Source organism: Hyphobacterium sp. (genome assembly GCF_043584775.1).
GTDB lineage: Bacteria > Pseudomonadota > Alphaproteobacteria > Caulobacterales > Maricaulaceae > Hyphobacterium.
On the sequence record NZ_CP121327.1, the window covers coordinates 1,996,596 to 2,020,139 of the forward strand.

A 23,544-nucleotide genomic window follows, 5' to 3' on the forward strand; every position below is an offset into this window, starting at 1 on the left:
GGCCACACGAGAGAGATGTCAGCTGAACCGGAAATCTGGGCCGTCGCCGATGGCCGCCGCGGTGTAGAGAACCAGGCAATAGGGCTGGCGGAAGCGCTGGCGCGCGAGACAGGCGGACAAATGCACCGGGCCCTGATCCGTGATGATGGCTATGTAACGCTCCCGGACGCAGAAAACCCCGCAATCTGGATCGGCTGTGGCCGGCCTGCCATTGATGTCGCCAAAAAGCATCGCAAGAATTATCCCAAGGCCCGCTTTATTTATGTGCAGGATCCGCGCGGCCATTATCAGCTGTTTGATACGATTGTTGCGCCCGCCCACGATCAGCTGGTCCGGAAAAATGCCCTGGCCATGATTGGTTCCCCCAATCGTCTGACGATGGAGCGCCTGACCAGGGAGCGCGAGAAGTTTGCCGACCGGCTTGCGCCTCTTCCTGCACCACGGGCGGCCCTGCTGATTGGCGGACCGAACAAACGATTGACGATGACGGCAGACGTACAGGCCTCTCTGTTAGATCGGGCCAGATGGCTCATGGACAACGGCTATAACCTGATGATCACGACGTCGCGGCGAACGCCAGCATCGCTAGTCCGCGCCCTCTCCGCTCTCGCGACGGATGATCGTTGCTGGGTCTTTAGCGGCGAAGGCGAAAACCCCTTTTTCGCCTTCCTCGCGGCGGCTGATCTGATTTTCGCAACCGAAGACTCCACCAACATGCTCACAGAGGCCGCCTTTACCGGGACGCCGGTCTATTCACTGCCGCTGGAGGGCAATCCGGGGAAATTCCGGCTCCTGCATGCGGCACTCGAAGCCCGAAATGCGCTTCGCCCCTGCCTGGGAAGAATGGATCGATGGACCTATGAACCGCTTGACGAAACCCGAAGGATCGCGAAGCTGCTGGCCCATTCATTTGATCGGGGGGATAAGCGATGATCCGGCCTTTATTTGGAATTTTGTTTTTGGTGACCGCGACAGCATGCTCACAAGGCGGCAATGGCCAGAGCGCAGATGCGGGGCCTCCACAAGTTATCGCTGAACACGATGGACTCTGGCTCGCCGGACAACCGACCGAAGCCGATATTCAAGCCTGGGCAGACGCCGGGCGGACGGTGATCATCAATATCCGGCCGGATGACGAAGTCGCCGAATTGTCTTTCCAGGAAGATGTCGCAGCGCTCGGTGCCGGCATGACCTATGTCCAGTTCGGCGTCGGCGGTTCTGACGGTTTCAGCCGGTCCATGACCTCGGCGCTGGCATTTCAGTTGAGCATGAATGAAGACGCAAACATCGTGCTGCATAGCGAATCAGGGCTTCGGGCAGCGCATATCTATGCCGCCCATCTGATCGAATCCGGACAAGTGACGCCTGAAGAGGCGGACTCTCTCGGTCTTACACCGGGCGGCAATCTTGATCCCGTGATCATGCGCCAGCTTTCTCCACAATATGCAGAAGCCTTTCCTGAATAGACTTGTAGGCAAGCGGGCTTTGATTACTTAAGCCGGGGTCAAAGGAATCCCGAGAGAGCGAAATCATGTCCGAGCCCCGTCACAGCAAAGTCGTCATCATTGGATCCGGTGCCGCCGGCTATACGGCGGCCATCTATGCCGCGCGCGCCATGTTGAAACCGACGCTGATTGCGGGGCTGCAACCCGGCGGGCAGCTGACCATCACGACCGATGTCGAGAATTATCCCGGCTTTGCAGATGTGATCCAGGGGCCGTGGCTGATGGAGCAAATGCGCGCTCAGGCCGAACATGTGGGCACCGACATTGTCGAGGATATTATTGTCGAAGCCGACCTATCCGAACGCCCTTTCAGGCTGAAGGGCGATGGCGGTACCGTTTACACGGCGGATAGCGTCATCATCGCGACGGGCGCGAGCGCGAAATGGCTGGGGCTTGAATCCGAACAGAAATTCCAGGGATTTGGTGTGTCGGCTTGCGCCACATGCGATGGCTTCTTCTACCGCGAGAAAGAAGTCTTCGTGATCGGCGGCGGCAATACCGCGGTCGAGGAGGCATTGTTCCTGACCAATTTTGCCAGCAAGGTCACGCTGGTCCACCGGCGTGACGAATTGCGGGCCGAAAAAGTGATGCAGGAACGCCTGTTCAAGCACCCGAAGATCGAGGTGATCTGGGATCACACACTGGAGGAAATTACCGGCGATACGAATCCTCCCGGCGTGACCGGCGTTCGGCTGAAGCACACCCAGACCGGAGACATTATGGAGCGTCCGGCCGATGGTGTTTTCATTGCCATCGGGCATGCGCCGGCGACCGAGCTCTTCACCGAGCAACTGGAAACCAAGGCTGGCGGCTATCTGGTCACAACGCCGGACTCTACGGCAACCTCTATTCCAGGCGTGTTCGCTGCCGGAGATGTCACGGACGATGTTTTCCGGCAGGCCGTTACGGCTGCGGGAATGGGCTGCATGGCGGCGCTCGAAGCCGAGCGCTATCTTGCCGCTAACGAATAGACTGGATTTTTCATTAAGCTGAATTAACTCGGTCACATGCGGCAGCTGTGGCAATGGTTGACGGCTATTCGTACAAACCTTCGTTCCGGGGAACAGGCATGCTTCAATTTGCACGAGCGATCTTGGTCGCGCTTTTCTGCCTCGCCGCGCCTATGGCTGCAGCCCTTCAATCAAGCGACGAGACGAGATTTGAACAGTTCAATCCGTCGGTCGCCGATCATGGCGGCCAACAAGTCGATTATTCGGTCTGGTCCGACATGCTCAGCGATATCGTGCTGAATGTCGGCCTGTCGGACCGGCGTTCTGCACGCGGGGACCCCATCTTTACGGGCACACGCATCTATACGGGAAATGACAGCCGCTATCGTTACGAAGCAAACCGGATCATACTTCACCTGTTCGAGGATTTTCACACTGATGCGATTTCCGCGTATCGGGCGGAGCTGGAGCAATTGCCTGAACAGATCAATTTTGGCGCCCTGCACCCCAACGAACAACTGTCTTACTGGCTGAACCTCTACACGGTCGCGGTGGTCGAACAGGTTGCCTTGAACTATCCGCGACACGACCTCGACCGGATGCGCGCCTACGGCACGAATGAACCCCTCTATGAAGCCAACATCCTGACCGTCATGGGCGAGGCGCTCAGCCTCAACGATATCCAGTATAATATTGTCTATCGGTATTGGGATGACCCGTTGGTGATCTATGGCTTCTTCAACGGGAGCGTTGGCAGCCCGCGTATCCGGCGTGACGCCTATGAAGGCGACACTGTTTGGCGCCAGCTGGAGTCAAATGGGCGTGAGTTCGTGAACGCTCTGCGCGGCGTCGACAGCACGCCCAATCGTCTCGATATCTCGGAACATTACCGGATGGCGCGCCCGTATTTCTTTCCCGACTGGGAAAATGAGGTTCGGGCCCATTTGCTTACCCTCGCCAATGACGACGTCGCCGAACTGGTGGAGCGTGACATGCCGCTTCGCGCGAATGTCAATGAGTGGGGCCTCGCGGATATGACAAATGGCTCGAATCGTTGTGGCGGCTCGATCAGTCCGACAACGACAAATGCCAGCGGCGTTGAGCGGGAAGCCTCCTTCTGCAGCAACCTTCCTGACAATGCCCGTATCCTGCTGAATTTCGTCATCGAGCGCCGTCTACGCCAGATGAGAAACGGCCTGTCCGGAGACGTGTTCATTCGCGACCTGCCGGATCGTAGCGAGCAGATTGTCATCAATCTCGACGAAGACGAGGATGAAGAAGCAGAAGAGGCAGAGGAGCCCTCAAATTAGCCTCTGTTACAATGAAATACTTAGGCGGCCCTTCGGGGCCGCTTTTCGTTTTGGGGAGTGCCAAGCGTGCAGATGACCGCTAAGCTGGCAGCTGCCTTGGGAGGGACTTATGGATCAGCGCAAAATTGACGGTTTTTCAGTTAATCCGATTGGCCTTGGATGTATGGGGCTTTCGGCCTTCTACGGAGAGCCGACGGATCAGGCCGACGCGATCAAATTGCTTCATGCCGCCATTGAGGCAGGCGTAAATCACTTTGATACGGCCGAAATGTACGGCATGGGCGCGAATGAAAAGTTACTCGGGGCAGCGTTTGCAGACCGCCGCGACAAAGTCCGCATCGCGACCAAATTCGGGCCGAAATTCCTGTTTGATGCCGATGGGAAAATGACTGGCACAACCGTGGACGGAACCCCCGCCAATATGCGGCGCGCGGTAGAAAACTCGCTTTCCTACCTGAAAACGGATGTTATCGATCTCTATTACCTGCACCGCGTTGATCCGAAAGTCGCCATCGAGGAAACCGTTGGTGCCATGGGCGAACTGGTGGCTGAAGGGAAAGTGCGGGCGATCGGCCTGTCCGAAGCATCTGCCGACACCATTCGCCGGGCACATGCCACCCATCCGATTTCAGCTGTGCAAAGTGAGTATTCGATTTTCTCCAGGGATATTGAATCAGAAGTTCTGCCTGTGTTGAAAGCGATCAACGCCACGCTGGTCGCCTATTCGCCACTGGGCCGTGGCTTGCTAACCGGTGCCATGACACGCGAAAACAAGCCCTCGGGTGAGGGCGAATATCGTCAGGGCGCCATGCAGCCCCGCTTCGCAGACGGCGCTTATGAAGCCAATCTGGCACTTGTCGATGAAGTCAAAGCCATTGCCGAAACTCACGGGGCGACGCCGGGCCAGATCGCATTGGCCTGGGTGCTCGGACGGGCGAGCAATATCGTTGCCATTCCGGGCACGACCAAATTGGCCAACCTCAAGTCCAATCTTGGCGCCGCCCATATATCCTTATCGCAAGACCAGCTCACCAAACTCGAAGGGCTGGCCGATAAAGTCCAAGGCGCGCGCTACAACGAGACCGGCATGTCGGCCGTAAACCGCTAGGCTTGCGACGCCATGGATTGGGACAAGCTGAAATCATTTCATGCAGCAGCCGAGGCCGGATCACTGACCGCAGCGGCAGAAACGCTGGGCTTGTCGCAATCCGCGCTCAGCCGACAAATAACGGCGTTGGAAGACCAGCTGGGCATCAAACTGTTCCATCGGCACGCGCGCGGCCTGTTGCTCACTGAGCCAGGAAAACTTCTCTACAAGGCCGCGCACGATATCTCGGCCAAGGTCGCATTAGCCGAAGCCATGGTCGCCGATTCCAGAGACAAGCCCTCCGGAGATCTTCGCGTAACAGCACCGACCGCGCTGGGCGCCATCTGGCTGGCTCCGCGATTGGCCTCCTTCAACACGGCATATCCGGATATACGGATCCGGCTCATGTTGGATGATCACGAACTGGACGTTGCCAATCTGGAAGCGGAGTGCGCCATTCGTCCGTGGCCCTCGACCCAGAATGATTTGATTCAACGCAAGCTCATGCAAGTGCCGCAACATCTCTATGCGAGCCGCAGCTATCTGCATCGGTCTGGAACACCAAGCGTACCGGAAGATCTCGACGATCATGCGATTGTACAATACGGCCCGCCTGCCCTTGCCCCGATTCCAAATCTGGACTGGGCGGCGCGCCTGGGCCGCCCGCCGGGCGCCGCGCCCCGCGCGGCCATTGTCGAAGCCAATACAATCAACGCTGTTATGAAGGCCACCGAGGCCGGTCTGGGTATCGCGAGCCTGCCGGATTATGTGGCTCGTGAAAATGACAAGCTCGTCCGCGTTTTACCTGATGTCGAAGGGCCGGTGTTCGAGGTCTATTTCGTCTACCCGGAAGAATTGCGTGGATCAAACCGGATCATGGTGTTCCGAGATTTTCTGATATCAGAGGCCAAGCGCTGGGAAGCCTGAGGTTTTTCAATGCCCTGGCATTCGCCTGTCTATCGTTGCAAATCTGCATAACCGATATTCCCCATTAGCTCTGGTCAATCCGGCCGTCATCCCTCATATCCCCGACCGAACACAGCAATAGCTGACACGTTCCCTTCTGAGATTGCATACTGTCTCCTCCCCGACACCGTATGCACATTGCGCCGGGACCCTTCTCCTCCCCTAGGGCCCGGCGCTTCAATTTCACAGATGTGAAAAACCCCGGTCTCTTTGGCCGGGGTTTCTTTTTTTCGAAATTCCTATCCAGGTTATCCGAGCGTTGATCTAAGCATCCAGCCCATTTTTTCATGGGCGGTCAGTCGTGGAGTCAACACATCTGCCGTCGCTTCGTCTCCCATTTCGCCAGCTTTTTCGAGCGTCATGCGGAGGGTAGCAGCCACTTGCTCGTGCCCGGCAAGCAAATCGGCAATCATGTCATTCGCGTCAGTCTTGGTAGCCTCCGATTTAACCTGCGCGTGCTTATCCATCTCAGCATAGGAGAATGGTGCCTTTACACCCAGCGCCCGGATCCGTTCCGCGATTTCATCGGTTGCCACCCACATCTCGTTATACTGTGTTTCAAACAGCATATGGAGATCGTGAAAACGGGGGCCAGTGACATTCCAGTGGTAGGCATGCGTCTTGAAATAAAGCGCGTAGGTATCAGCCAGCACGCGCGTAACCGCCTCTGCCATGGCTTCCCGTTTCGCCTGATCCATACCCATTGATACAGTCATTCTCTTGCTCCTTTACGGCGGCGCGTATGCGCCCTCAGTGGATGAACTTTGTATGCACCTCTACGCGCTATAGATCAAATGCATAATTCCTGTATCGAGCATTGTTTTTATTTATAACAAACTGGAAGCGAAACGCCGAACCCGTTTCCCTGCCTCACGTAATGAATCATCATCCGTTGCATAGGAAATGCGAAAGCAGGGAGACCCGCCAAAGGCCGTTCCCGGAACGGCCGCAACCGCTTCTTCGTCGAGGAGCGCACTGCATACCTCAACATCATTGTGAAGCGTTGTTCCTTTCGGGGTGGTCTTGCCAATCCAGCCTGAACATTCAGCAAAAATATAGAAGGCACCCTCCGGCACCGGCGCAGACAGACCATCCGCAGCATTAATATCGGCCAGCACGATATCGCGACGTCTCTTGAACGCATCATTGCGCTCCCGGATGAAGTCCATAGGCCCTTCAAGAGCGGCCAGCGCCGCCCATTGGCTGATCGAACACGCGTTGGAGGTCGTCTGCGAGATCACTTTGCGCATGGCGCTGATGAGATCCTTGGGACCCGCTGCATAGCCGATGCGCCAACCGGTCATCGAAAAGGCTTTCGATACGCCATTGGTTGTCAGTGTCCGGTCGTAAAGGCGGGGTTCGACCTGGGCGATCGTCGCAAATTCATAACCATTATAGACAATATGTTCGTACATATCGTCGGTCATGATCATGACCTGAGGATGACGCAGCAAAACATCCGTCAGCCCCCGGATTTCATCGGCCGAATATCCGGCCCCCGTCGGGTTTGAAGGTGAGTTGAAAATGAACCACTTTGTTTTGGGCGTGATTGCGGATTCCAGCTGCGCAGGCGTTATCTTGAACCCGGTGTCAATTTCCGCCGGAATGACTTTTGGTTCGCCACCACACAGCCGAACCATCTCCGGATATGACACCCAGTAAGGTGCTGGAAACAGAACCTCATCGCCCGGATTAAGGGTTGCTACCAGCGCATTATATATGATGGGCTTGCCGCCCGGCGCTACTGAAACCTGGTCTGGCGTATATGCAAGACCATTTTCTCTTTCGAACTTGGAAACAATGGCCGCTTTTAATTCCGGAATCCCGTCGACGGCAGTGTATTTGGTCTTGCCGGCGCGAATAGCGGCGATCGCCGCCTCCTTGATATGATCGGGAGTGTCAAAGTCCGGCTCTCCGGCGCCGAGTGAAATGACGTCGACACCTTGTGCTCGCAATTCGCGCGCTTTCTGCGTCACGGCCAGAGTGGCCGAGGGCTGAACCCGCGCCAACGCGTCTGATTGATGAAAAGCCATCCAAGAATCCTTTGTCCGAAGGTTTGAGGCGAAACTAGCGGTCGAAGTGTCAGCGGCCAAGCGCCCAGCCCCTTTTTAGCCTCATTTGCCTATAGATGGCCGCAATATTCTTGAACTTGGCCCGAATTGGCCCTCTGGAGGCCGGGAAGCTGCAGGAACGTCTTCTAGCCAATTGGCAATCGGGGAGAAGAGAGATGGCCAGACCGGGATCCAGCAATGCAAGCGCTGTCACAGGGCTCGTTCTTGCTGCCGCTGTATTGGCCGTCACCCTGTTTCTCAATCAGAGTCAGACTCCCTCTCGCCTGGTCATGCCTATGGCCGATCAGGGCGACGCCAATTCAAATGTCGAAGCCCTTTCACCCGCCGCAACGCGATAACATAAGGAATAGAAGACATGACCATCATTCGTAGAACGGCTTCTCCGGTCAAACTACCTAGCGTTAGAGGTTTCGGCGTTCTGGCGCGAACAGGCGGTCGCTCTGTCGCGGCACTACACGACGCACGGCGCCGCGCCGCGAAAGCTCAGAAGCCCCGATAAACTGCCCTGTCCGGGTCGCCACGACTTTGTGAATGGTTTAAGCTGTTCGCGGTGGGGTTGTTGGCAGGCTAGGGTGGGTAATTGCAACTTCACGCGCTTTTTTCCGGGCACACAACAACGCACATTCGGGTTCAGCCAAGAACGATTGTTGCCCTTGCCATGGCCGCTGTTGTGCACGTCGTCATCGCGGCCCTCCTGCTAGATACGACACAGCCTTTACCGCAGCAGAATGTTAATGCCGTTGATATTGCTCTGGTTTTCGAACCGGCCGCAGTTGAGGACGAGCCGCGTGCGGCTTCGATCATAGAAAATACGACTGAATTTGATCCCGCGGAGAACATGGCCGAGGCAGAAGCCTCCGAAGAGAACGTGCCGGATGCCCCGCCTGCGATCACTTCCCCGCCCACGGTTTCAGCCCGTTCCGCTGATGAGGTTCCAGCTGAGACTGCAGTCCCTTCGGCAACCCCCTACGCACTCTCGCCCGGCACCCAATCAGTGCTCCGCGGCCTTCAATGCCCTGGCGATCCGGATGCGTTTGCCCGAACCGGAATTTGCCCCCAAGGCGCAGGGCAACAGGCACAATTGGTGGCTGCGGAAGAAACCGCGTCAAGCTTCTATCTGATTGATATTGATTCCATTAGAGCTCAGTTTGGCCAAGCGCCACACTCATTATCCGGACAAACGACATTGGACAACGGCACTCAACGTCGAGCGCTTCCAAACGCTGATGCTATACGAGAAGCGTTGCCCGCGTCCCAACCAGACCCAGCATTCGGGGATTGACCGGGAAGTAAAATTCCCGACCTTCTACAGTCATGAATTTTCTTTCCGACACCACCGCGCCGGCACACCCCGCGCTTCTGGAATCTCTGACGCGCGCGAATTCCGGTTACGCAGCGAGTTATGGCAACGATGTGATATCTGCCGAATTAACGGATCGATTGAGTGACATTTTCTCGACTGATCTCGATTTCGTTTTAACAACCAGCGGCACCGCCTCAAACGCGCTGGCTTTATCGGTTCTTTGCCCTCCGCACGGCATGATTCTTTGTCACGACGAAGCGCACATCCATCGCGATGAACGGGGCGCTCCGGAATTTTTTACTGGTGGCGCAAAGCTTTTACCGCTCGCAGGCGAACATGCGAAAATCGACGTGAGCGCACTCGAAAATGCGCTAAATCAATGGCCTCAGGATTTTGTGCATGCACCGCCGCCTCGCGCCTTGTCGATTTCAAATCTAAATGAATCCGGCTGTGCCTATTCGCCAACGGAACTCAAGGCTCTAACGCAGCGCGCGAAATCGGAGGCCCTGAATATTCATTTTGACGGAGCACGCTTTGCGAACGCCTTGGTGTCATCCGGGGAAAGCGCCGCCAGCATGAGTTGGCAGTCAGGAGCAGACGTTCTCTGCCTCGGGGCAACTAAAAACGGCGCCCTCGGCGCGGAAGCTATATTGCTGCTTGGCGATGCGCGCCGCCATTTGCCCGAACTTCAAGCCCGTCAAAAACGTTCGGGACATATGGGGCCCAAGGCCCGATATATTGCGGCGCAGATGCTGGCCTGGCTTCGGGATGATTTATGGCTGGATCTCGCAAGAACTGCCAATGCAGCGGCGGCTGAAGTCGCGGACACTCTGCGAAACGCCGGAGCCGATGTCATTCACCCTGTTGATGGCAACGAGGTGTTTGTGCGTCTCGACGAAGAATTGGCAGCACAGTTGCGTTCTGCCGGTGTTGGGTTTTATTCATGGCCGGATGGGTCGGCGCGATTTGTGGCGTGCTGGTCTACAACGGACGATGAGATAAAGGCGCTGGAACAAGCCCTGAATGGTTAGGCCGCCGCTTCGCTTGCATCATCGTCCTCGTGGTATTTTTCGTCGGTCGAGCGGCGCCATGGCCCCTCATACCGGGCTTCCTGCCGACGCCGGCGATCCGGTCCGAAATAGTTCGGCGCACGCACGAAACGCCGCGGCCGCTCGATCAGCGAAATCATACGCTCGAACAGATCAATCGGCCGAACCGGTTTCGCCAGGTATTCGTTGACGCCGGCATTGATGGCCTGAATGACGCGGGAGCGTTCGGAATGCGCGGTGACCATGATGATCGGCAGATACTTGTTGGGACTGTCGGCGTCATTGCGAACGTGGTGGGCCAGTTCGAGCCCATCCATTTCGCCCATGAGGAGGTCGACCAACAGAATGTCAGGGTTGAAGGTGGCCATGTTGTTGAGCGCCGTTTCGGCATCGCGGCATTCGTGAATCGTGCGCACGCCAAAGCCCTGCAATATTGTCCGCAGGATTGCCGACATATGCGGATTGTCCTCAACGATGAGAACACGAACGCGATCAAAACTGCCCGCCATGGTTTTTCTGCGGACCCGCCTCTAAGTTACTTCTAGCCCCGATGGAACAAACTGCGCTGATCGTGCTTAACCAAGGGTATATATCCTCACTCCCGACGGGGATTTCTCACAAGGAAAGACATTCAAATGAATATTCGCGCCGCCATTCTGCTTTCTCTGCCCCTGTTTCTGACCGCCTGTATGAGTGCGCCGCGTGACCGTCTGGAGGGCGATGCGCCGCCGCCGGTTGTGGCGTCGGTGGATGTGGACCGCTATCTGGGCACCTGGTTCGAGATTGCCCGGGCAGACCACAGTTTCGAGCGAAATTGCCACGGTGTTTCAGCGTATTACGAGCGCCGCGAGGATGGCCTGATCCGGGTGATCAACCGCTGCTGGGAGGGCGGTCTGGACGGCGAGCTGGATGTCGCGAATGGCCGGGCGCGGATCGCGGATCCCGAGACGAATGCGAAGCTGGAAGTAAGCTTTTTCGGGCCCTTTTTCGGGGATTACTGGATAATCGAGCTGGCAGACGATTATTCCTGGGCGGTGATTTCCGAACCGCAGGGCCGCTATCTGTGGATCCTGTCGCGGAGCCCGCAAATGGCGCCGGAGGTCTTGCAGGCCCGGCTGGATTATCTGCACCGCCTCGGATTTGATACCGAAGGCCTGATCTATCCGGACCAGTGGGAGAGTGCGGCTGCGGCACCGACCACCGGCCTGCCAGACAATTGAGGCGGAACAAACTGGAAACTTCCCCGCGCAGTCCGTATATGTAGCGAATGGCTCGACTCACCGCTGATTACAGCGCCGTCCGGGATATGGGACAGGCGAAATTCGAAATCGAAAGCCCGGTTCCGACCCCGTCCGCCTGGGTGCCGCACCGGCCCGCCCGCCCGGAAAAATCGGAGGGCGGAGTCCGGTTCGAGTGTGTCTCCGAATATTCTCCAACCGGAGACCAGCCGGCGGCGATAAGTGAGCTTGTCCACGGTCTCAATGCGCAGGAGAGAGACCAGGTTCTCCTCGGGGCGACGGGGACGGGCAAGACCTTCACCATGGCGAAAATCATTGAGGCGGTGCAGCGCCCGGCGCTGATCCTGGCGCCGAACAAGACGCTGGCGGCGCAGTTATACGGCGAATTCAAGAGCTTTTTTCCCCGTAATGCCGTCGAGTATTTTGTCTCCTACTACGACTACTACATGCCCGAAGCCTATGTGCCGCGCACCGACACGTACATTGAGAAAGAATCCTCGATAAACGAGGCGATTGACCGGATGCGTCATGCGGCCACGCGCTCCATCCTGGAGCGGGATGATGTGATCATTATCGCCTCTGTCTCCTGTATCTACGGCATCGGCTCGGTCGAGACCTATACGGCGATGACGTTCGGGCTGAAGACCGGCGCCACCGCCGATCCGCGCGAGGTCGCGAAGAAACTCGTCGCCCTGCAATACACCCGCAATGACACCGCCTTCACCCGCGGCACCTTCCGCCTGAAGGGCGATGTCTTGGAAATCTTCCCGGCGCATTATGACGACCGGGCCTGGCGCGTGGATTTCTTCGGCGACGAGATCGAGCGCATCACCGAGTTCGACCCCCTCACCGGCCGCGCCCAGACCGAGCTGAAATCGGTCAAGATCTACGCCAATTCGCACTATGTGACGCCGCGCCCGACCCTGCATCAGGCCATGGCCTCCATCAAGGAAGAGCTGAAAGTCCGCCTCGAATGGATGGAGCAGAATGGCAAGCTGCTGGAGGCGCAACGCCTCGCCCAGCGCACGGAGTTTGATCTGGAAATGATCGGCGCCACGGGCTCCTGCGCCGGTATCGAGAATTATTCGCGCTATCTCACCGGCCGCAAGCCGGGCGAGCCGCCGCCCACATTGTTTGAATATATCCCGGAGGATGCCCTCGTCTTTGTCGATGAGAGCCACCAGACCATTCCGCAGCTGGGCGCCATGTTCAAGGGCGACTTCTCGCGCAAGAAAACCCTCGCCGATCACGGCTTCCGCCTGCCCTCCTGCCTCGACAATCGCCCCCTCAAATTCGAGGAATGGGACCTCATGCGCCCGCAGACCATCTGTGTCTCGGCCACGCCCGGCGGCTGGGAGCTGGAGCGCACGGGCGGGGTGTTTACCGAGCAGGTCATCCGCCCCACCGGGCTGATCGACCCGCCGGTCGAGGTCCGCCCGGTCTCGAAAGATGGTGCCAGCCAGGTCGATGACATCATTGATGAAGCCCGCGCCACGGCGGCCAAGGGCTTTCGCACCCTCATCACCACCCTGACCAAGAAAATGGCCGAGGACCTCACCGAATACATGCATGAGCAGGGGCTGAAGGTCCGCTATATGCACTCGGATATCGACACGGTGGAGCGGATCGAGCTGATCCGCGATCTGCGCCTGGGCGAATATGACGTGCTGGTCGGCATCAATCTGCTGCGCGAAGGTCTGGACATTCCCGAATGTGCTCTGGTCGCCATTCTGGATGCGGACAAGGAAGGCTTTCTGCGCTCCGAAACCAGCCTGGTGCAGACCATTGGCCGGGCGGCGCGAAATGTCGATGGCAAAGTTATTCTGTATGCCGACCGCATCACCGGTTCCATGGAACGCGCCATGGCCGAGACAGAACGCCGCCGCGAAAAACAGACGGCGCACAATCTCGAACACGGCATCACGCCGAAAACCATTGTGCGCGGCATTTCCGACGTGCTCGAAGGCGTGATGGAAAAAACCGCTGCCGGCCGCTCCGGCCGGACCAGAGGCAAGTCACAACGGCGCGAGACGAAAGTCGCCGAAAATCAGGTGGCGTTCGAACCGAACAATCTGCGCGCCACGATTGCGGATCTGGAGAAACAGATGCGCGAAGCCGCGGCGAATCTGGAATTTGAAGAGGCGGCAAGGCTGCGGGATGAGATCAAGGCGCTGGAGGGGGGATAGAGGGTTTCAGCGGCGCGGTGGAGCCCCTGCCCTCAACTTGATTGAGGGTGTCCCCGCGACCTTTGTCCGCGAAAGCGAGTAAAGTGAGGGGGATGAGAATAAAGAGCTGGAGGGGATAGGCAACTGAAGCGTCTAGGTGGATAAATGCAATGATACAATATCAAACATTGATAATCTTAATTTATTTTTTATTCTAGTCGCTCCCACAATTCATCTCCACAATAAGTCATTTTTTCTTTTATATTTTTCATACGGCGGGCGTTTTTACGTACTGGTATGTATAATTTTCCCTCTTTTCCTTCCCCTATATCCAATATTCCCTCTTTCAGAAGCAAAGAAAGCACTTCTTCCCAATCTTTTTTCTTTGCTATTTGTCCGAATCCACGAGTTAATGCTTCTTCTTTTCTGCCAGCACCCGGCTGAAAAAATGTTTTTTGAATTATTGTTAATAATATTTTATGTTTGGGGCTTAAATCGAGAGCTTTTAATTTCGCTAAATTTTCTATACTTTCGTATTTTTCTATTTCACAATTTGCAAAGCATTCTGATAATGCCTCTTTAGATCCTATTCCTATTAATTTTTCAATAGCACAGTCATCAAAATACACTTCGCTCAATTTTGAACCACTAATATTCAAATGATCAAAGTAGCAATTGTTAAAAGTTACCTTTTCAATGTCTATATCGGAAATATCTAAGTTGCTAATGGATGCATGACCCAGCCCCCTGATCCGGGCTGATCGTTAGTAGAGTCTGTTCGCCTTTCTTTCTGGTTTTGGTTCAAGGTTCAAGGCCCGGTGAGCGGAGCCCATGCGTAGCTCAGGCGAACCGGGCCGGTGTTTGCGGGTTTGCTGGGCGTAGATGACCGGGGCCAGCCCTCCCAGCGAGGTGTGGGGCCGGCAGGTATTGTAGTCGATCCGCCAAGCCTCGATCAGGGTTCGCGCTTCGGAGAGTGACGAGAACAGGTGCTCGTTCAGGCACTCGTCCCGCAGGCGGCCATTGAAGCTCTCCACGAAGCCATTCTGCTGGGGCTTTCCCGGGGCGATGTAATGCCATTCGACACCGCGCTCTTTCTGCCAGCGTAGGATGGCGTGGCTTGTCAGCTCCGTGCCATTGTCCGAGACGATCATGGCCGGCTTGCCGCGCCGGGCGATGATCCGGTCCAGTTCCCGGCCCACGCGCACGCCCGAGAGCGAGGTGTCGACCGTGATCGCCAGTGCTTCACGGGTGAAGTCGTCCACCACGCACAGGGTGCGGAAGCGACGCCCGTCGGTAAGCGCATCCGCCACGAAGTCCAGGCTCCAGCGCTGGTTGGCGCCGCTCGGCAGCAGCATGGGACGGCGCGTTCCCGTGGCCCGCTTGCGGCCCCGGCGTCGGCGTACCGCCAGACCTTCCTCGCGGTAGATACGGTAAAGCTTCTTGTGGTTCGCATTCAGCCCCTCCCGGGCCAGAAGAATGCCCAGACGGCGATAGCCGAAGCGGCGACGTTCGCCAGCCAGGTCGCGCAACCGCTCACGTAGACGCTCATCGCCCGCATCGCGCTTGCGATACTGGAAGGTCGAGCGGTCCAGCCGGACCAACCGGCACGCCCGACGCTCGCTCAGCCCGTGCGCCTCCACCAGGTGACGCGCGGCCCGCCGCTTCACATCGGGCGTTAGAAGTTTTTTGAGGCGAGATCCTTCAGCGCCGCATTGTCCAGCATCTGCTCGGCCAGTAACCGCTTCAGCTTGGCATTCTCTGCTTCCAGCGTCCGTAGACGCTGAGCATCCGACACCGTCATGCCGCCGAACTTGGCCTTGTACTTGTAAAAGGTCGCGTCCGAGATGCCGTACTTGCGGCATAGCTCCTTCGTCGTGACACCCGCTTCGTGCTCGCGGAGCATCCCGATAATCTGTTCTTCCGAATAACGGCTCTTGCGCATCGTCCATCCTCTTCTCGATGGACTCTACCATCCCGTGGCCGGAATTCAGGGGGCTGGGTCATGCATTACCAACGATGACCGATTTGTAGTTCAATGGCCCATCGCTTATTGAAGATGATAGAACGATCATATCAGCCTTGGCCGTTCCATTTTGCGCTTCGCGATTCTGGTTCAGAAACCCAACGAACGACTCGGCGCCTAATTCTTCGACCTCCGCAGCGTCGATAATTATTTGGGCAGTTTCCTCGCTTAACCCGCGTATAAAATTTCCCGTAAAATATGTGGAATCAAAATTTTGAACGGCCTCAACAACGGCCGTCGCTTGGAGACCGTTTACAATAAAGGGATCGACAAACTGCCGGTTGTCGCTCTCGAACTCAACGCGACCCAGCCCTGGTAGACGCTGTAACATTGCAGCAGCGTTCTCGATCGGAAAGGCTCCTGCGAGCTCTTCGAATGCTTCGCTCATATCCTGGAGTGTAAGGGGACCAAGGCCGTCGCCGGTTTGTCGACATTTTCTCGCAAGCTTGATCAGAACTTGCCTAATCGATTCTTTGGTAGTTCCAGATCCAATTTGAGCATCACGACTAGCCATGTAATCCAAGAACTTATTCCAAAAAATATATTTGTTTTCGGAATTAAGCAGTTCGGTTAGATCTTCCTCCGACGCTCCTGAAATCATCTGGCATACCAGTGGCTTTCTTGGCATCCACTCGGGAAGCTTTTGATACGCTCCTGTAGATTCGAAAAATTCCGATATTTGCGCTTCAGTAAACTCATCAGGCGTTTGAATCCAAAGCACGTCCGTTTGAATTCCTAGGGCATTTTTTATCTCATCATGATCGTCGAAATAATGCTCACGCCCAATTACCAGCACGCCGGTATTGCTGCTCGAAAGCATATCTCTAACGCCAGCCAGTGCTTCCCAACGTATTTTCTTGAGCGCTTTTGGGTCTGCGCTCCATGACTGTGTACTTAGTTCATCAAAACCATCGAGGATAAAAATCAGATCCCCCGCAGCAGCAGCTTGAATAATTTGCTGTTCAAGTTCAGGTGCGCCGATGTCGTCGAGATGACGTCGAAGTATCTCGTGGCGCCCCCGCAGCCCCCAACAGTGACGAAGATCAATCGCAATTGGAAAGTGCTCTTCTACCTCCTTCGAAAGCACGCGAAATACTTCTTCAGCACACTTGCTTTTTCCCGATCCGTATTCGCCAATTTGTACGATTTTTTCTTTTTTGTTCAGTCTATGTGCAATTTCTTTTGCATTAATGTTTCCGTCATTACTTAAATACTCAACATATATATGGCCTAGAATCCAAACTACCAGTCTGATGATTGAAAGCGCTACCGAATGGCTTCTTTATTCTTTTATCGTGGTAACGCGTGAAGTCAAAATACTTTGACTTAAATTGCTTATACGTCAATAAATTTACGTTAGCGTCTGATGCGGCTTGTTTCATTGAATCGGTAGGAACAAAATATGTAACTATAAAGCATTCTGAATATATATTGTTTCCGAATCCCGTTGAACGGATCGAATTTAATTTCGCAATATCTGTTCTAATTTTTTCTAGGCTCTTTTGTTTTGTTGCTTCGATAATAATGCGACGGTCAGCTCCAAGCCGAACAATTCCGTCTACGCGAACGCCATTGAGTAATTCCGATACGCAATCGGAATTCCAAATCTTGCTGGCAACATCCCTAACTCGCTCTTCAAATTCATCTGGTGTCAAAATTGCCTCGCACGCGTTGGTTTGTTCAAGGGATTAAATCGCAGCTGGCTGAAGTTATCAACGCGTAACTTATCCATCCCCCTCCCGTACTCTCGAAAAATCCGCGACCGGTGAGAGTCGATAATTTCCTTACTGAAAGCCTGGACCGTGGGAATGCGGCGAGCAGGCTGGCCGCAATCAGGGGGAGACAGAGTCTCATTCGGGGCGAGGTCCTCCGGTTAAACCGGAGGAAGACGGTGGTGGGTGTGCGGGAGATCACAAACAAACGCGTCATCACCCGGTTTATCCGGGTGATCTCCATGACATCGGGATCACCCGGACTCGCGCTCTGCGCGGCCGTGTGATGACGGTGGTGTGCGTGGTTCGAGGCCCGGCTTCCCCGCTTTCGCGGGGACAAGCCGCCGGGCACCTCACCATGAGGTGGGTCGTATTATTATTCTCGTCATGCCCCGGCTTGCCTGCCCTCGGCCCCGATCGAGGGTCCGGGGCATCTCATCTGGCATGGAGATCCCCCGAATAAATCGGGGGATGACGGTGGTTGGGTTGGGTGCGTGCTTCGAGGCTGGCCTGCCGCCAGCACTTCAGCATGAGGTGGGTTGGTGTTTCTTTCAGCCGCCATTCCGGGGCGAGCCGAAGGCGAGAACCCGGAACCCAAGCTGGAACCGTCGCCGTTACGGCATGGGTCCCGGATCGTCGTTCCCCCGCTTTCGCGGGGGCAAGCCACTCCGTCCGGGATGACGGTGTTGGGTGCGTGCTTCGAGGCTGCCTGTCGGCAGCACCTCAGCATGAGGTGGGTTGGAGTTTGAATTAACTTAAAACCTCATCCTGAGGTGCGAGCGTTAGCGAGCCTCGAAGGAGGGGTCCAGTTGGGTGCGTGCTTCGAAACCCGGACACTGGCCCACAGCCTCGGGACGGCGTAACGTCAGGCCCGACAAGGAGTCCTGCCATGCCTATCCGCTTTCTGACCCTCACCCTCGCCGCGATGGCGAGCCTCTTCTCCATCGCCGCTGCGCAAGCGCCCGTACCGCTCGCCGTTGGCCAGGAATGGTCAATCCATGGCGAAGGGCTGGAGGATGTGCGCGTCGTGATCGGGCATATCGAGGAGGTGGAGGGACTGGGGCCGGTCGTGCACATCTCCGTCTCCGGCATTCCACCGGAATACACGCCCGGCGGGATGATAGGCCACCTGCCCTATCAGGCCAGTGCCCTGCCCGCCTTTCTGGACACGCAGACCGGCACCGGCGAGGTGGCTCCCGAATTTGAAAACGGTCTGGCGCACTGGCGCAACGCAGGCGGCGGGGCGTTTGATATCTCTCTGGAAGAGCTGATCACGGTTCTGTTGCCCGCCAGTTATCCCACTGATCCGCCGAAATAGGTGTGTGTGTTTCGAGGCTGCCTGTCGGCAGCACCTCAGCATGAGGTGGGTAGGTGTTTCTTTCAGCCGTCATTCCGGGGCGAGCCGAAGGCGAGAACCCGGAACCCATGCTGGAACCGTCGCCGTTGCGGCATGGGTCCCGGATCGTCGTTCCCCCGCTTTCGCGGGGGCAAGCCACTCCGTCCGGGATGACGGTGGGTGTGCGCGCTTCGAGGCTGGCCTGCCGCCGCGCACCTCAGCATGAGGTGGGTAGGTGTTTCTTTCAAACGTCATTCCGGGGCGAGCCGAAGGCGAGAACCCGGAACCCATGCTGGAACCGTCGCCGTTGCGGCATGGGTCCCGGATCGTCGCTCCCCCGCTTTCGCGGGGGCAAGCCGCTCCGTCCGGGATGACGGTGTTGGGTTGGGTGCGTGCTTCGAGGACCGGCTGCTTTTCCCCTCACCCTGGCTGCTCGCCGCTGCGCGATCTCGCACCCTTTCCCTCTCCCCATTCAAAGGGGAGAGGAAGGCGGCCACGCGAGTGGACGGCTTTCGAGGGTGAGGGGTTGGTTTTCTCACCCGCAAGCAGGGCGGGATGACAATTGACGCGCATAAAATACACCCCGCCTCATTTTTCAGATGACAGGGGCCGGCCGCCGGATTAGCGATCAGGCATTCACCGGCGATTCCCGACCGGAGACTGACAGGGACCCATCCACATGATCGAGATTTTTCTGCTGGCCGCTACGCTGGGCGCTGCCCGCGAGGACTGTGTTGACCACTCCGCCTATGAATTCGGCCTGCCCGACATCGTGCAATCGGAGGCCGGTGGCCGCGCCGAAAGCCGCACCTATCCCGATGGCACGCAGATCACCCTTCGCGCGGAGTATTGCACCGAGCCGGCCTATCAGCTCGACATGGATGCGCCGCTGGATGCGCAGAACGCCATGCGCCTGCGCCAGGTGCTGGGCCAGTTCGACCGCTATGTCTCCTGCCCGGTTTCGGACTGGATCGGCTTTGACGCCTCTATCACGGCCGCTGCGGCGGCTCTGGATGCGGGCGAGGCCTTCGACAATGGCGGCGCGCCCATCGACGGGGATGGCGTGAATGCGATCTATCTCTCCCTGGTGCCCGCCGAGGGCCGCGTTCAGGGCACGTTCCGCTGTCTGCGCCCGCAGGACTGAGGCGAAAACAATCCACGCCGGGGCGGGCGCGCCTAGACTGCGCCGGCATGACACCTCCGGATCTTCCCACCCTGAAAGCCCGCGCAGAGGCGATGCGCCGCGCCGGCGCGACCATGGCCGAGATTGCCGAGGCCGTAGGGCGCTCACCCTCCACCCTGCATCAATGGGCCGCGGCGGGCGGATGGCGGCTGGCCGAGATTGAGCGGGAGGGATGGATGAACGCCGTCATTCCGGGGCGAGCCGAAGGCGCGAACCCGGAACCCATGCTGGATGGTGACCACTACGGAATGGGTCCCGGATCGCCGCTGCGCGCCGTCCGGGATGACGGCGAAGATATATCCAGCGTCGACGCGGCCAAAGCCCTGCAGCAACGCGCCGCGCAACTGGCGGCCGCCGGGCATATCCGCGCGGCGGAAGGAGCGTCGCGTCTGGCGGACCGGCTGTTGCGGACCGAATTTCATCTTGCCGCCTCGCTCCGCCGCAAAAGCCGCAGGAGAGCCCCGAGGAGATTGCGCGCATGCGAGCCGAGATCAAACGCCGCCTCGACCGGATTCGCGAGACGCGGCATCTGACCCAGCGGCCGGTGTGAGGGGCCGGGTGAAGGGAATTACCAGTCCTCGCTGACCGGGGCGCCGTCGAACACCTCTGCCAGGCGGCTGCGCGTGGCCGTGGACGTTTCCGCCGGGAGGGCGTCAGGTGCCGCCCAGATCACCTCGGCAATCTCGTCGCGATGATCGGGCGTGCAGGGCGTCCACTCGCGGATGATGAAGAGGGCGACATGATCGCCGCGGAATTTCGCCTCATTGGAATAGATGCCAAAGAGCTGGGGCGCTCCGGTGAGCGCGATGCCGGCCTCCTCGCGCATCTCCTTGTCCAGCGCCTGACGCAGCGTCTCGCCGCGCTCCACCCCGCCGCCGGGGAAGTGCCAGCCGGGCCGGTAGGTGTGGCGCACGAGCGCGATCTCGCCGTCTGCGTTCAGGACCAGTCCCTGCACGCCGAGCGTCATGCCGCGGCTGCGCCGCCAATGGCCCTGCATCAGCGGTTTGAGCCACGGTTCGAGGCGCAATTTCCAGCTCATGAGGGGGGACGGATCGCCGCGCAGTCCCTCCCTAGCGGGGCGCTGCAAAGACGGTTAGAAAGCGGGTCAATGCATCCTGTTCTTATGGAGTTTGCCATGTTCGCTCTTGTTGCCATTGCCGTTCCGTTCATCGCTTTTGGCGTGCTCAACCTCATCGAATTCGGACGTCTCGACTAGTCTGATTCTGTTGAAGGTGTGGCCGATATGATGGCAGTCGACGACTCCCTCCTCCTGGCCAGCGGCTTTGTGCTGGTGGGGATTATTGTCCTGCTGTTTGGCGGTGACATGCTGATCCGCGGGTCCGCCGCGTTGGCCAAGCGTGCGAAAATCCCGCCCCTCCTCGTCGGCCTGACCATCGTCGCCTTCGGCACCTCCGCGCCGGAACTGGTGGTGTCGGTCGATGCCGCGCTGTCGGGCGCGCCGGGCCTCGCACTGGGTAATATCGTCGGCTCCAATATCGCCAATGTGCTCTTTGTGCTCGGCCTGCCGGCGCTGTTCGGCGTCATCGGCACGCAGACGGCCGGGGTGAAGCGCAATGCGATGTTCGCCCTGCTCGCCGGGGCGGCTCTGATCATTGTCAGCCGCGACGGATCCATCTCGCTGATGGAAGGCGCGGTGCTGTTCGCGCTGATCTTCGTCTTTATCGGCCTTCTCGCTGTCTCGGCCCTGCGCGCGAAGGATGGCGATCCCCTGCTCGCGGAAGTCGCCGAGCTGGAGGAAGCCGCCAGCAAGAGCTCGACCCCTGGCATTTTCGTGGCGCTGATTATCGGCCTCATCGCCCTGCCCTTCGGCGCGCACATGATCGTCGCGGGCGGCACGGCGGCGGCGGGATTGCTGGGCGTTTCGGATGCCGTCATTGGCCTGACCGCGCTGGCGATCGGCACCTCCTTGCCGGAATTTGCCACCGTCGTCACGGCCGTCATGCGAAGACAAGGCGATCTTGCCATCGGCAATGTGCTCGGCTCGAACGTGTTCAACGTCTTTGCCGTGGGCGGCGCAACGGGTCTGGCGGCCGGTCTGGCGAATATGCCCGTCACCGTACCGGACCAGTTCATGTCGTTCGATTTCTGGGTGATGCTGGGCGCCAGTGCCCTCCTCGCCCTGCTGATCATGGCGGGCCGCAATATCGGACGGCTGGCCGGCATGCTTTTCTTTGGCGGCTATGTTGCGTATATCGCGGCGCTCGTCTGGATGAATCCCGTCCAGCTCCCGTAACGCGTGCAGGTTCATGACTCATTCCCGGCTGGAAATCACGAAGGACTTCACCTTCGAGGCGGCTCACTTTTTCGAGCACGAGGCGAAAGACCATCCGTTTGCGCGGATGCACGGCCATTCCTTTGCCGGATCGGTGACGCTGGCGGGCGAGCCCAATGACAAGGGTTGGATCAAGGATACCTGGAAGATCGAGCAGATCGTGAAGGTGGAGATCGCCAAGCTGGACCATCACCTGCTGAACGAGGTCGAAGGGCTGGCCCAGCCCTCGCTGGAGAATATCTGTGCCTGGCTGTTTGACCGCCTCGCGCCCAACCTGCCGGGCCTCGTTGCCGTCGAAGTCGGCCGCCCGTCCTGCGGCGAGCGGGCGGTTCTGCGGCGGGGTTAGGTCATCTCGCGCGAACCCGACGATTTCCAGACACAGCCACTGACGGCATTGCTTCAGGGCCATGTGGCCATCGCGGATGAATTGCGCCGGCGCGGCATTACCCGCAGCCATAACAGCCCGACCGGCGATCTGGCCGAATATCTGTTTTGCCGGGCCTATGACTGGCAACAGGCGCCGAATTCGGAAAAGTCCTTCGACGCCACGATGCCGACCGGCGAGAAGGTGCAGATCAAGGCCTGCCGTCTGGCTCATGGCAAGACCTCGCGGCAATTATCGGCCATTCGAAATCTGGAAAGTGGCGCTTTCCAGTGGCTGGGCGGAATCCTGTTTTCGCACGATTATCAGGTGTTGAAGGCCGCGCTGATTCCTCTCGTCTTCGTGCTGACGCACGCCACACGATCGAAGCACACCAATAGCCGGACTTTCCATTTGCGGGATGCAGTGTGGGATGATCCGACGGTGCGCGATGTGACTGATGATATCCGCGCCGCTCGTGCCGACATTGACGGGGATACTGTCTAGCGAAGCAGTCCTGGCGGCGAGCGGGCCGTGCTGCGGCGGGGCGCGCTTTAGAGATCACCCGGATAAACCGGGTGATGACGGGTGGTAGTACTGCTGATGATGAGTGGTGGTTCCAGCAATGACGAATTGAAATTCACCAACCCAGCGTCATCCCCCGGTTTATCCGGGGGATCTCTATGAATGCCACAAGGTCTCGGTCAGATCGCGCCAATCCGGATTTTGCGCCTCGATCAGATTGATCTTCCATTGACGCGAATACTTCTTCAGCCGGCGCTCGCGGCGGATCGCCTCTGCCATCAGAGTATGGGCCTCATACCAGACCAGAAGCGTGCAATTGTACCTTTTTGTAAAACCGTGGATGAGTCCGGCCTGGTGCTCGTAGACGCGGCGGTTCAAATCATTGGTGGCACCCGTGTAGATCGGACCGTCCTTGCGCGAGGCCAACATATATACCGCGACAAATGGATGACGCCGGGACATGCGC

General features: G+C 57.8%; 26 protein-coding genes. 17 read left to right on the forward strand and 9 right to left on the reverse strand.

The annotated features are described in order from the left end of the window. The first annotated feature begins 15 nt into the window (after nt 1-15). The 6 genes from P0D52_RS09950 (at nt 16) to P0D52_RS09975 (ending at nt 5,779) form a co-directional block, all read left to right on the forward strand. Nucleotides 16-933 carry a mitochondrial fission ELM1 family protein gene (locus P0D52_RS09950; protein WP_394692503.1) on the forward strand — a complete coding sequence of 306 codons (918 nt, stop codon included), beginning with the start codon at nt 16-18 and terminating at the stop codon, nt 931-933. Between the two features lie 29 nt (nt 934-962). Beyond that, nucleotides 963-1,466 (forward strand): hypothetical protein, encoded by a 504-nt coding sequence (locus P0D52_RS09955; RefSeq protein WP_394692504.1) that lies wholly within the window; start codon nt 963-965, stop codon nt 1,464-1,466. A 65-nt stretch (nt 1,467-1,531) separates the two neighbouring features. Beyond that, nucleotides 1,532-2,476, forward strand: a complete 945-nt coding sequence (trxB, locus tag P0D52_RS09960) for a thioredoxin-disulfide reductase (protein ID WP_394692505.1) — start codon at nt 1,532-1,534, stop codon at nt 2,474-2,476. Between the two features lie 98 nt (nt 2,477-2,574). After that, nucleotides 2,575-3,765, forward strand: a complete 1,191-nt coding sequence (locus tag P0D52_RS09965) for a DUF547 domain-containing protein (RefSeq protein WP_394692506.1) — start codon at nt 2,575-2,577, stop codon at nt 3,763-3,765. Nucleotides 3,766-3,874: 109 nt separating this feature from the next. Beyond that, nucleotides 3,875-4,873: an aldo/keto reductase gene (locus P0D52_RS09970; protein WP_394692507.1), complete on the forward strand. Its 999-nt coding sequence runs from the start codon at nt 3,875-3,877 to the stop codon at nt 4,871-4,873. A gap of 12 nt (nt 4,874-4,885) precedes the next feature. Next, nucleotides 4,886-5,779: a LysR family transcriptional regulator gene (locus tag P0D52_RS09975; protein WP_394692508.1), complete on the forward strand. Its 894-nt coding sequence runs from the start codon at nt 4,886-4,888 to the stop codon at nt 5,777-5,779. A gap of 287 nt (nt 5,780-6,066) precedes the next feature. Here P0D52_RS09975 and P0D52_RS09980 read toward each other — a convergent pair whose 3' ends face one another. Together P0D52_RS09980 and P0D52_RS09985 are read right to left on the reverse strand one after the other, a co-directional pair. Further along, nucleotides 6,067-6,534 (reverse strand): Dps family protein, encoded by a 468-nt coding sequence (locus P0D52_RS09980; protein WP_394692509.1) that lies wholly within the window; start codon nt 6,532-6,534, stop codon nt 6,067-6,069. Nucleotides 6,535-6,645: 111 nt separating this feature from the next. Then, nucleotides 6,646-7,851 (reverse strand): pyridoxal phosphate-dependent aminotransferase, encoded by a 1,206-nt coding sequence (locus tag P0D52_RS09985; protein WP_394692510.1) that lies wholly within the window; start codon nt 7,849-7,851, stop codon nt 6,646-6,648. Nucleotides 7,852-8,045: 194 nt separating this feature from the next. Here P0D52_RS09985 and P0D52_RS09990 point away from each other — a divergent pair, with 194 nt between their 5' ends. The 3 genes from P0D52_RS09990 (at nt 8,046) to P0D52_RS10000 (ending at nt 10,224) form a co-directional block, all read left to right on the forward strand. Beyond that, complete coding sequence (locus P0D52_RS09990) at nt 8,046-8,228, forward strand: hypothetical protein (protein ID WP_394692511.1); 183 nt, start codon at nt 8,046-8,048, stop codon at nt 8,226-8,228. Between the two features lie 242 nt (nt 8,229-8,470). Continuing rightward, on the forward strand, nt 8,471-9,172 hold the full coding sequence (locus tag P0D52_RS09995; protein ID WP_394692512.1) for a hypothetical protein: 702 nt from the start codon (nt 8,471-8,473) through the stop codon (nt 9,170-9,172). 32 nt (nt 9,173-9,204) lie between these two features. Then, nucleotides 9,205-10,224, forward strand: a complete 1,020-nt coding sequence (locus P0D52_RS10000; RefSeq protein ID WP_394692513.1) for a threonine aldolase family protein — start codon at nt 9,205-9,207, stop codon at nt 10,222-10,224. On the opposite strand, the gene P0D52_RS10005 is transcribed toward P0D52_RS10000, so the two are convergent. Beyond that, nucleotides 10,221-10,751 (reverse strand): response regulator, encoded by a 531-nt coding sequence (locus P0D52_RS10005; RefSeq protein WP_394692514.1) that lies wholly within the window; start codon nt 10,749-10,751, stop codon nt 10,221-10,223. The two genes, P0D52_RS10000 and P0D52_RS10005, sit on opposite strands and share 4 nt — an antisense overlap. Nucleotides 10,752-10,877: 126 nt before the next feature. Between P0D52_RS10005 and P0D52_RS10010 the strand changes: the two genes are divergently transcribed. Then, a complete protein-coding gene (locus tag P0D52_RS10010; RefSeq protein ID WP_394692515.1) occupies nt 10,878-11,462 on the forward strand; it encodes a lipocalin family protein in 585 nt (194 codons plus the stop codon). A gap of 86 nt (nt 11,463-11,548) precedes the next feature. After that, nucleotides 11,549-13,666, forward strand: a complete 2,118-nt coding sequence (uvrB, locus tag P0D52_RS10015; RefSeq protein WP_394694785.1) for an excinuclease ABC subunit UvrB — start codon at nt 11,549-11,551, stop codon at nt 13,664-13,666. Nucleotides 13,667-13,854: 188 nt separating this feature from the next. On the opposite strand, the gene P0D52_RS10020 is transcribed toward uvrB, so the two are convergent. From P0D52_RS10020 to P0D52_RS10035, 4 genes are all read right to left on the reverse strand, one after another. Beyond that, entirely contained in the window at nt 13,855-14,283 is a 429-nt protein-coding gene (locus tag P0D52_RS10020) for a hypothetical protein (RefSeq protein WP_394692516.1), read from the reverse strand. A gap of 126 nt (nt 14,284-14,409) precedes the next feature. Then, a protein-coding gene (locus tag P0D52_RS10025; protein WP_394692203.1) for an IS3 family transposase occupies nt 14,410-15,587 on the reverse strand; the annotation gives its coding sequence in 2 pieces (ribosomal slippage) (nt 14,410-15,335 and nt 15,335-15,587; 1,179 coding nt in all). Nucleotides 15,588-15,645: 58 nt separating this feature from the next. After that, nucleotides 15,646-16,755: a hypothetical protein gene (locus P0D52_RS10030; protein WP_394692517.1), complete on the reverse strand. Its 1,110-nt coding sequence runs from the start codon at nt 16,753-16,755 to the stop codon at nt 15,646-15,648. Between the two features lie 127 nt (nt 16,756-16,882). Next, a complete protein-coding gene (locus P0D52_RS10035; protein ID WP_394692518.1) occupies nt 16,883-17,323 on the reverse strand; it encodes a hypothetical protein in 441 nt (146 codons plus the stop codon). A 946-nt stretch (nt 17,324-18,269) separates the two neighbouring features. Between P0D52_RS10035 and P0D52_RS10040 the strand changes: the two genes are divergently transcribed. The 3 genes from P0D52_RS10040 (at nt 18,270) to P0D52_RS10050 (ending at nt 20,432) form a co-directional block, all read left to right on the forward strand. Next, nucleotides 18,270-18,698 carry a hypothetical protein gene (locus P0D52_RS10040; RefSeq protein ID WP_394692519.1) on the forward strand — a complete coding sequence of 143 codons (429 nt, stop codon included), beginning with the start codon at nt 18,270-18,272 and terminating at the stop codon, nt 18,696-18,698. 697 nt (nt 18,699-19,395) lie between these two features. Beyond that, on the forward strand, nt 19,396-19,860 hold the full coding sequence (locus P0D52_RS10045) for a hypothetical protein (protein ID WP_394692520.1): 465 nt from the start codon (nt 19,396-19,398) through the stop codon (nt 19,858-19,860). A 47-nt stretch (nt 19,861-19,907) separates the two neighbouring features. After that, the gene (locus P0D52_RS10050) at nt 19,908-20,432 is read left to right on the forward strand and encodes a hypothetical protein (protein ID WP_394692521.1); all 525 of its coding nucleotides are present in this window, start codon (nt 19,908-19,910) and stop codon (nt 20,430-20,432) included. A 35-nt stretch (nt 20,433-20,467) separates the two neighbouring features. On the opposite strand, the gene P0D52_RS10055 is transcribed toward P0D52_RS10050, so the two are convergent. Next, nucleotides 20,468-20,938 (reverse strand): NUDIX domain-containing protein, encoded by a 471-nt coding sequence (locus P0D52_RS10055; protein ID WP_394692522.1) that lies wholly within the window; start codon nt 20,936-20,938, stop codon nt 20,468-20,470. Nucleotides 20,939-21,142: 204 nt separating this feature from the next. Here P0D52_RS10055 and P0D52_RS10060 point away from each other — a divergent pair, with 204 nt between their 5' ends. From P0D52_RS10060 to P0D52_RS10070, 3 genes are all read left to right on the forward strand, one after another. Next, the gene (locus tag P0D52_RS10060; protein ID WP_394692523.1) at nt 21,143-22,153 is read left to right on the forward strand and encodes a calcium/sodium antiporter; all 1,011 of its coding nucleotides are present in this window, start codon (nt 21,143-21,145) and stop codon (nt 22,151-22,153) included. 13 nt (nt 22,154-22,166) lie between these two features. Continuing rightward, on the forward strand, nt 22,167-22,538 hold the full coding sequence (locus P0D52_RS10065; RefSeq protein ID WP_394692524.1) for a 6-pyruvoyl trahydropterin synthase family protein: 372 nt from the start codon (nt 22,167-22,169) through the stop codon (nt 22,536-22,538). A 63-nt stretch (nt 22,539-22,601) separates the two neighbouring features. Beyond that, a complete protein-coding gene (locus P0D52_RS10070; protein WP_394692525.1) occupies nt 22,602-23,060 on the forward strand; it encodes a DUF6998 domain-containing protein in 459 nt (152 codons plus the stop codon). 174 nt (nt 23,061-23,234) lie between these two features. Here P0D52_RS10070 and P0D52_RS10075 read toward each other — a convergent pair whose 3' ends face one another. Beyond that, nucleotides 23,235-23,540 (reverse strand): GIY-YIG nuclease family protein, encoded by a 306-nt coding sequence (locus tag P0D52_RS10075; protein ID WP_394692526.1) that lies wholly within the window; start codon nt 23,538-23,540, stop codon nt 23,235-23,237. Nucleotides 23,541-23,544 lie beyond the last annotated feature (4 nt).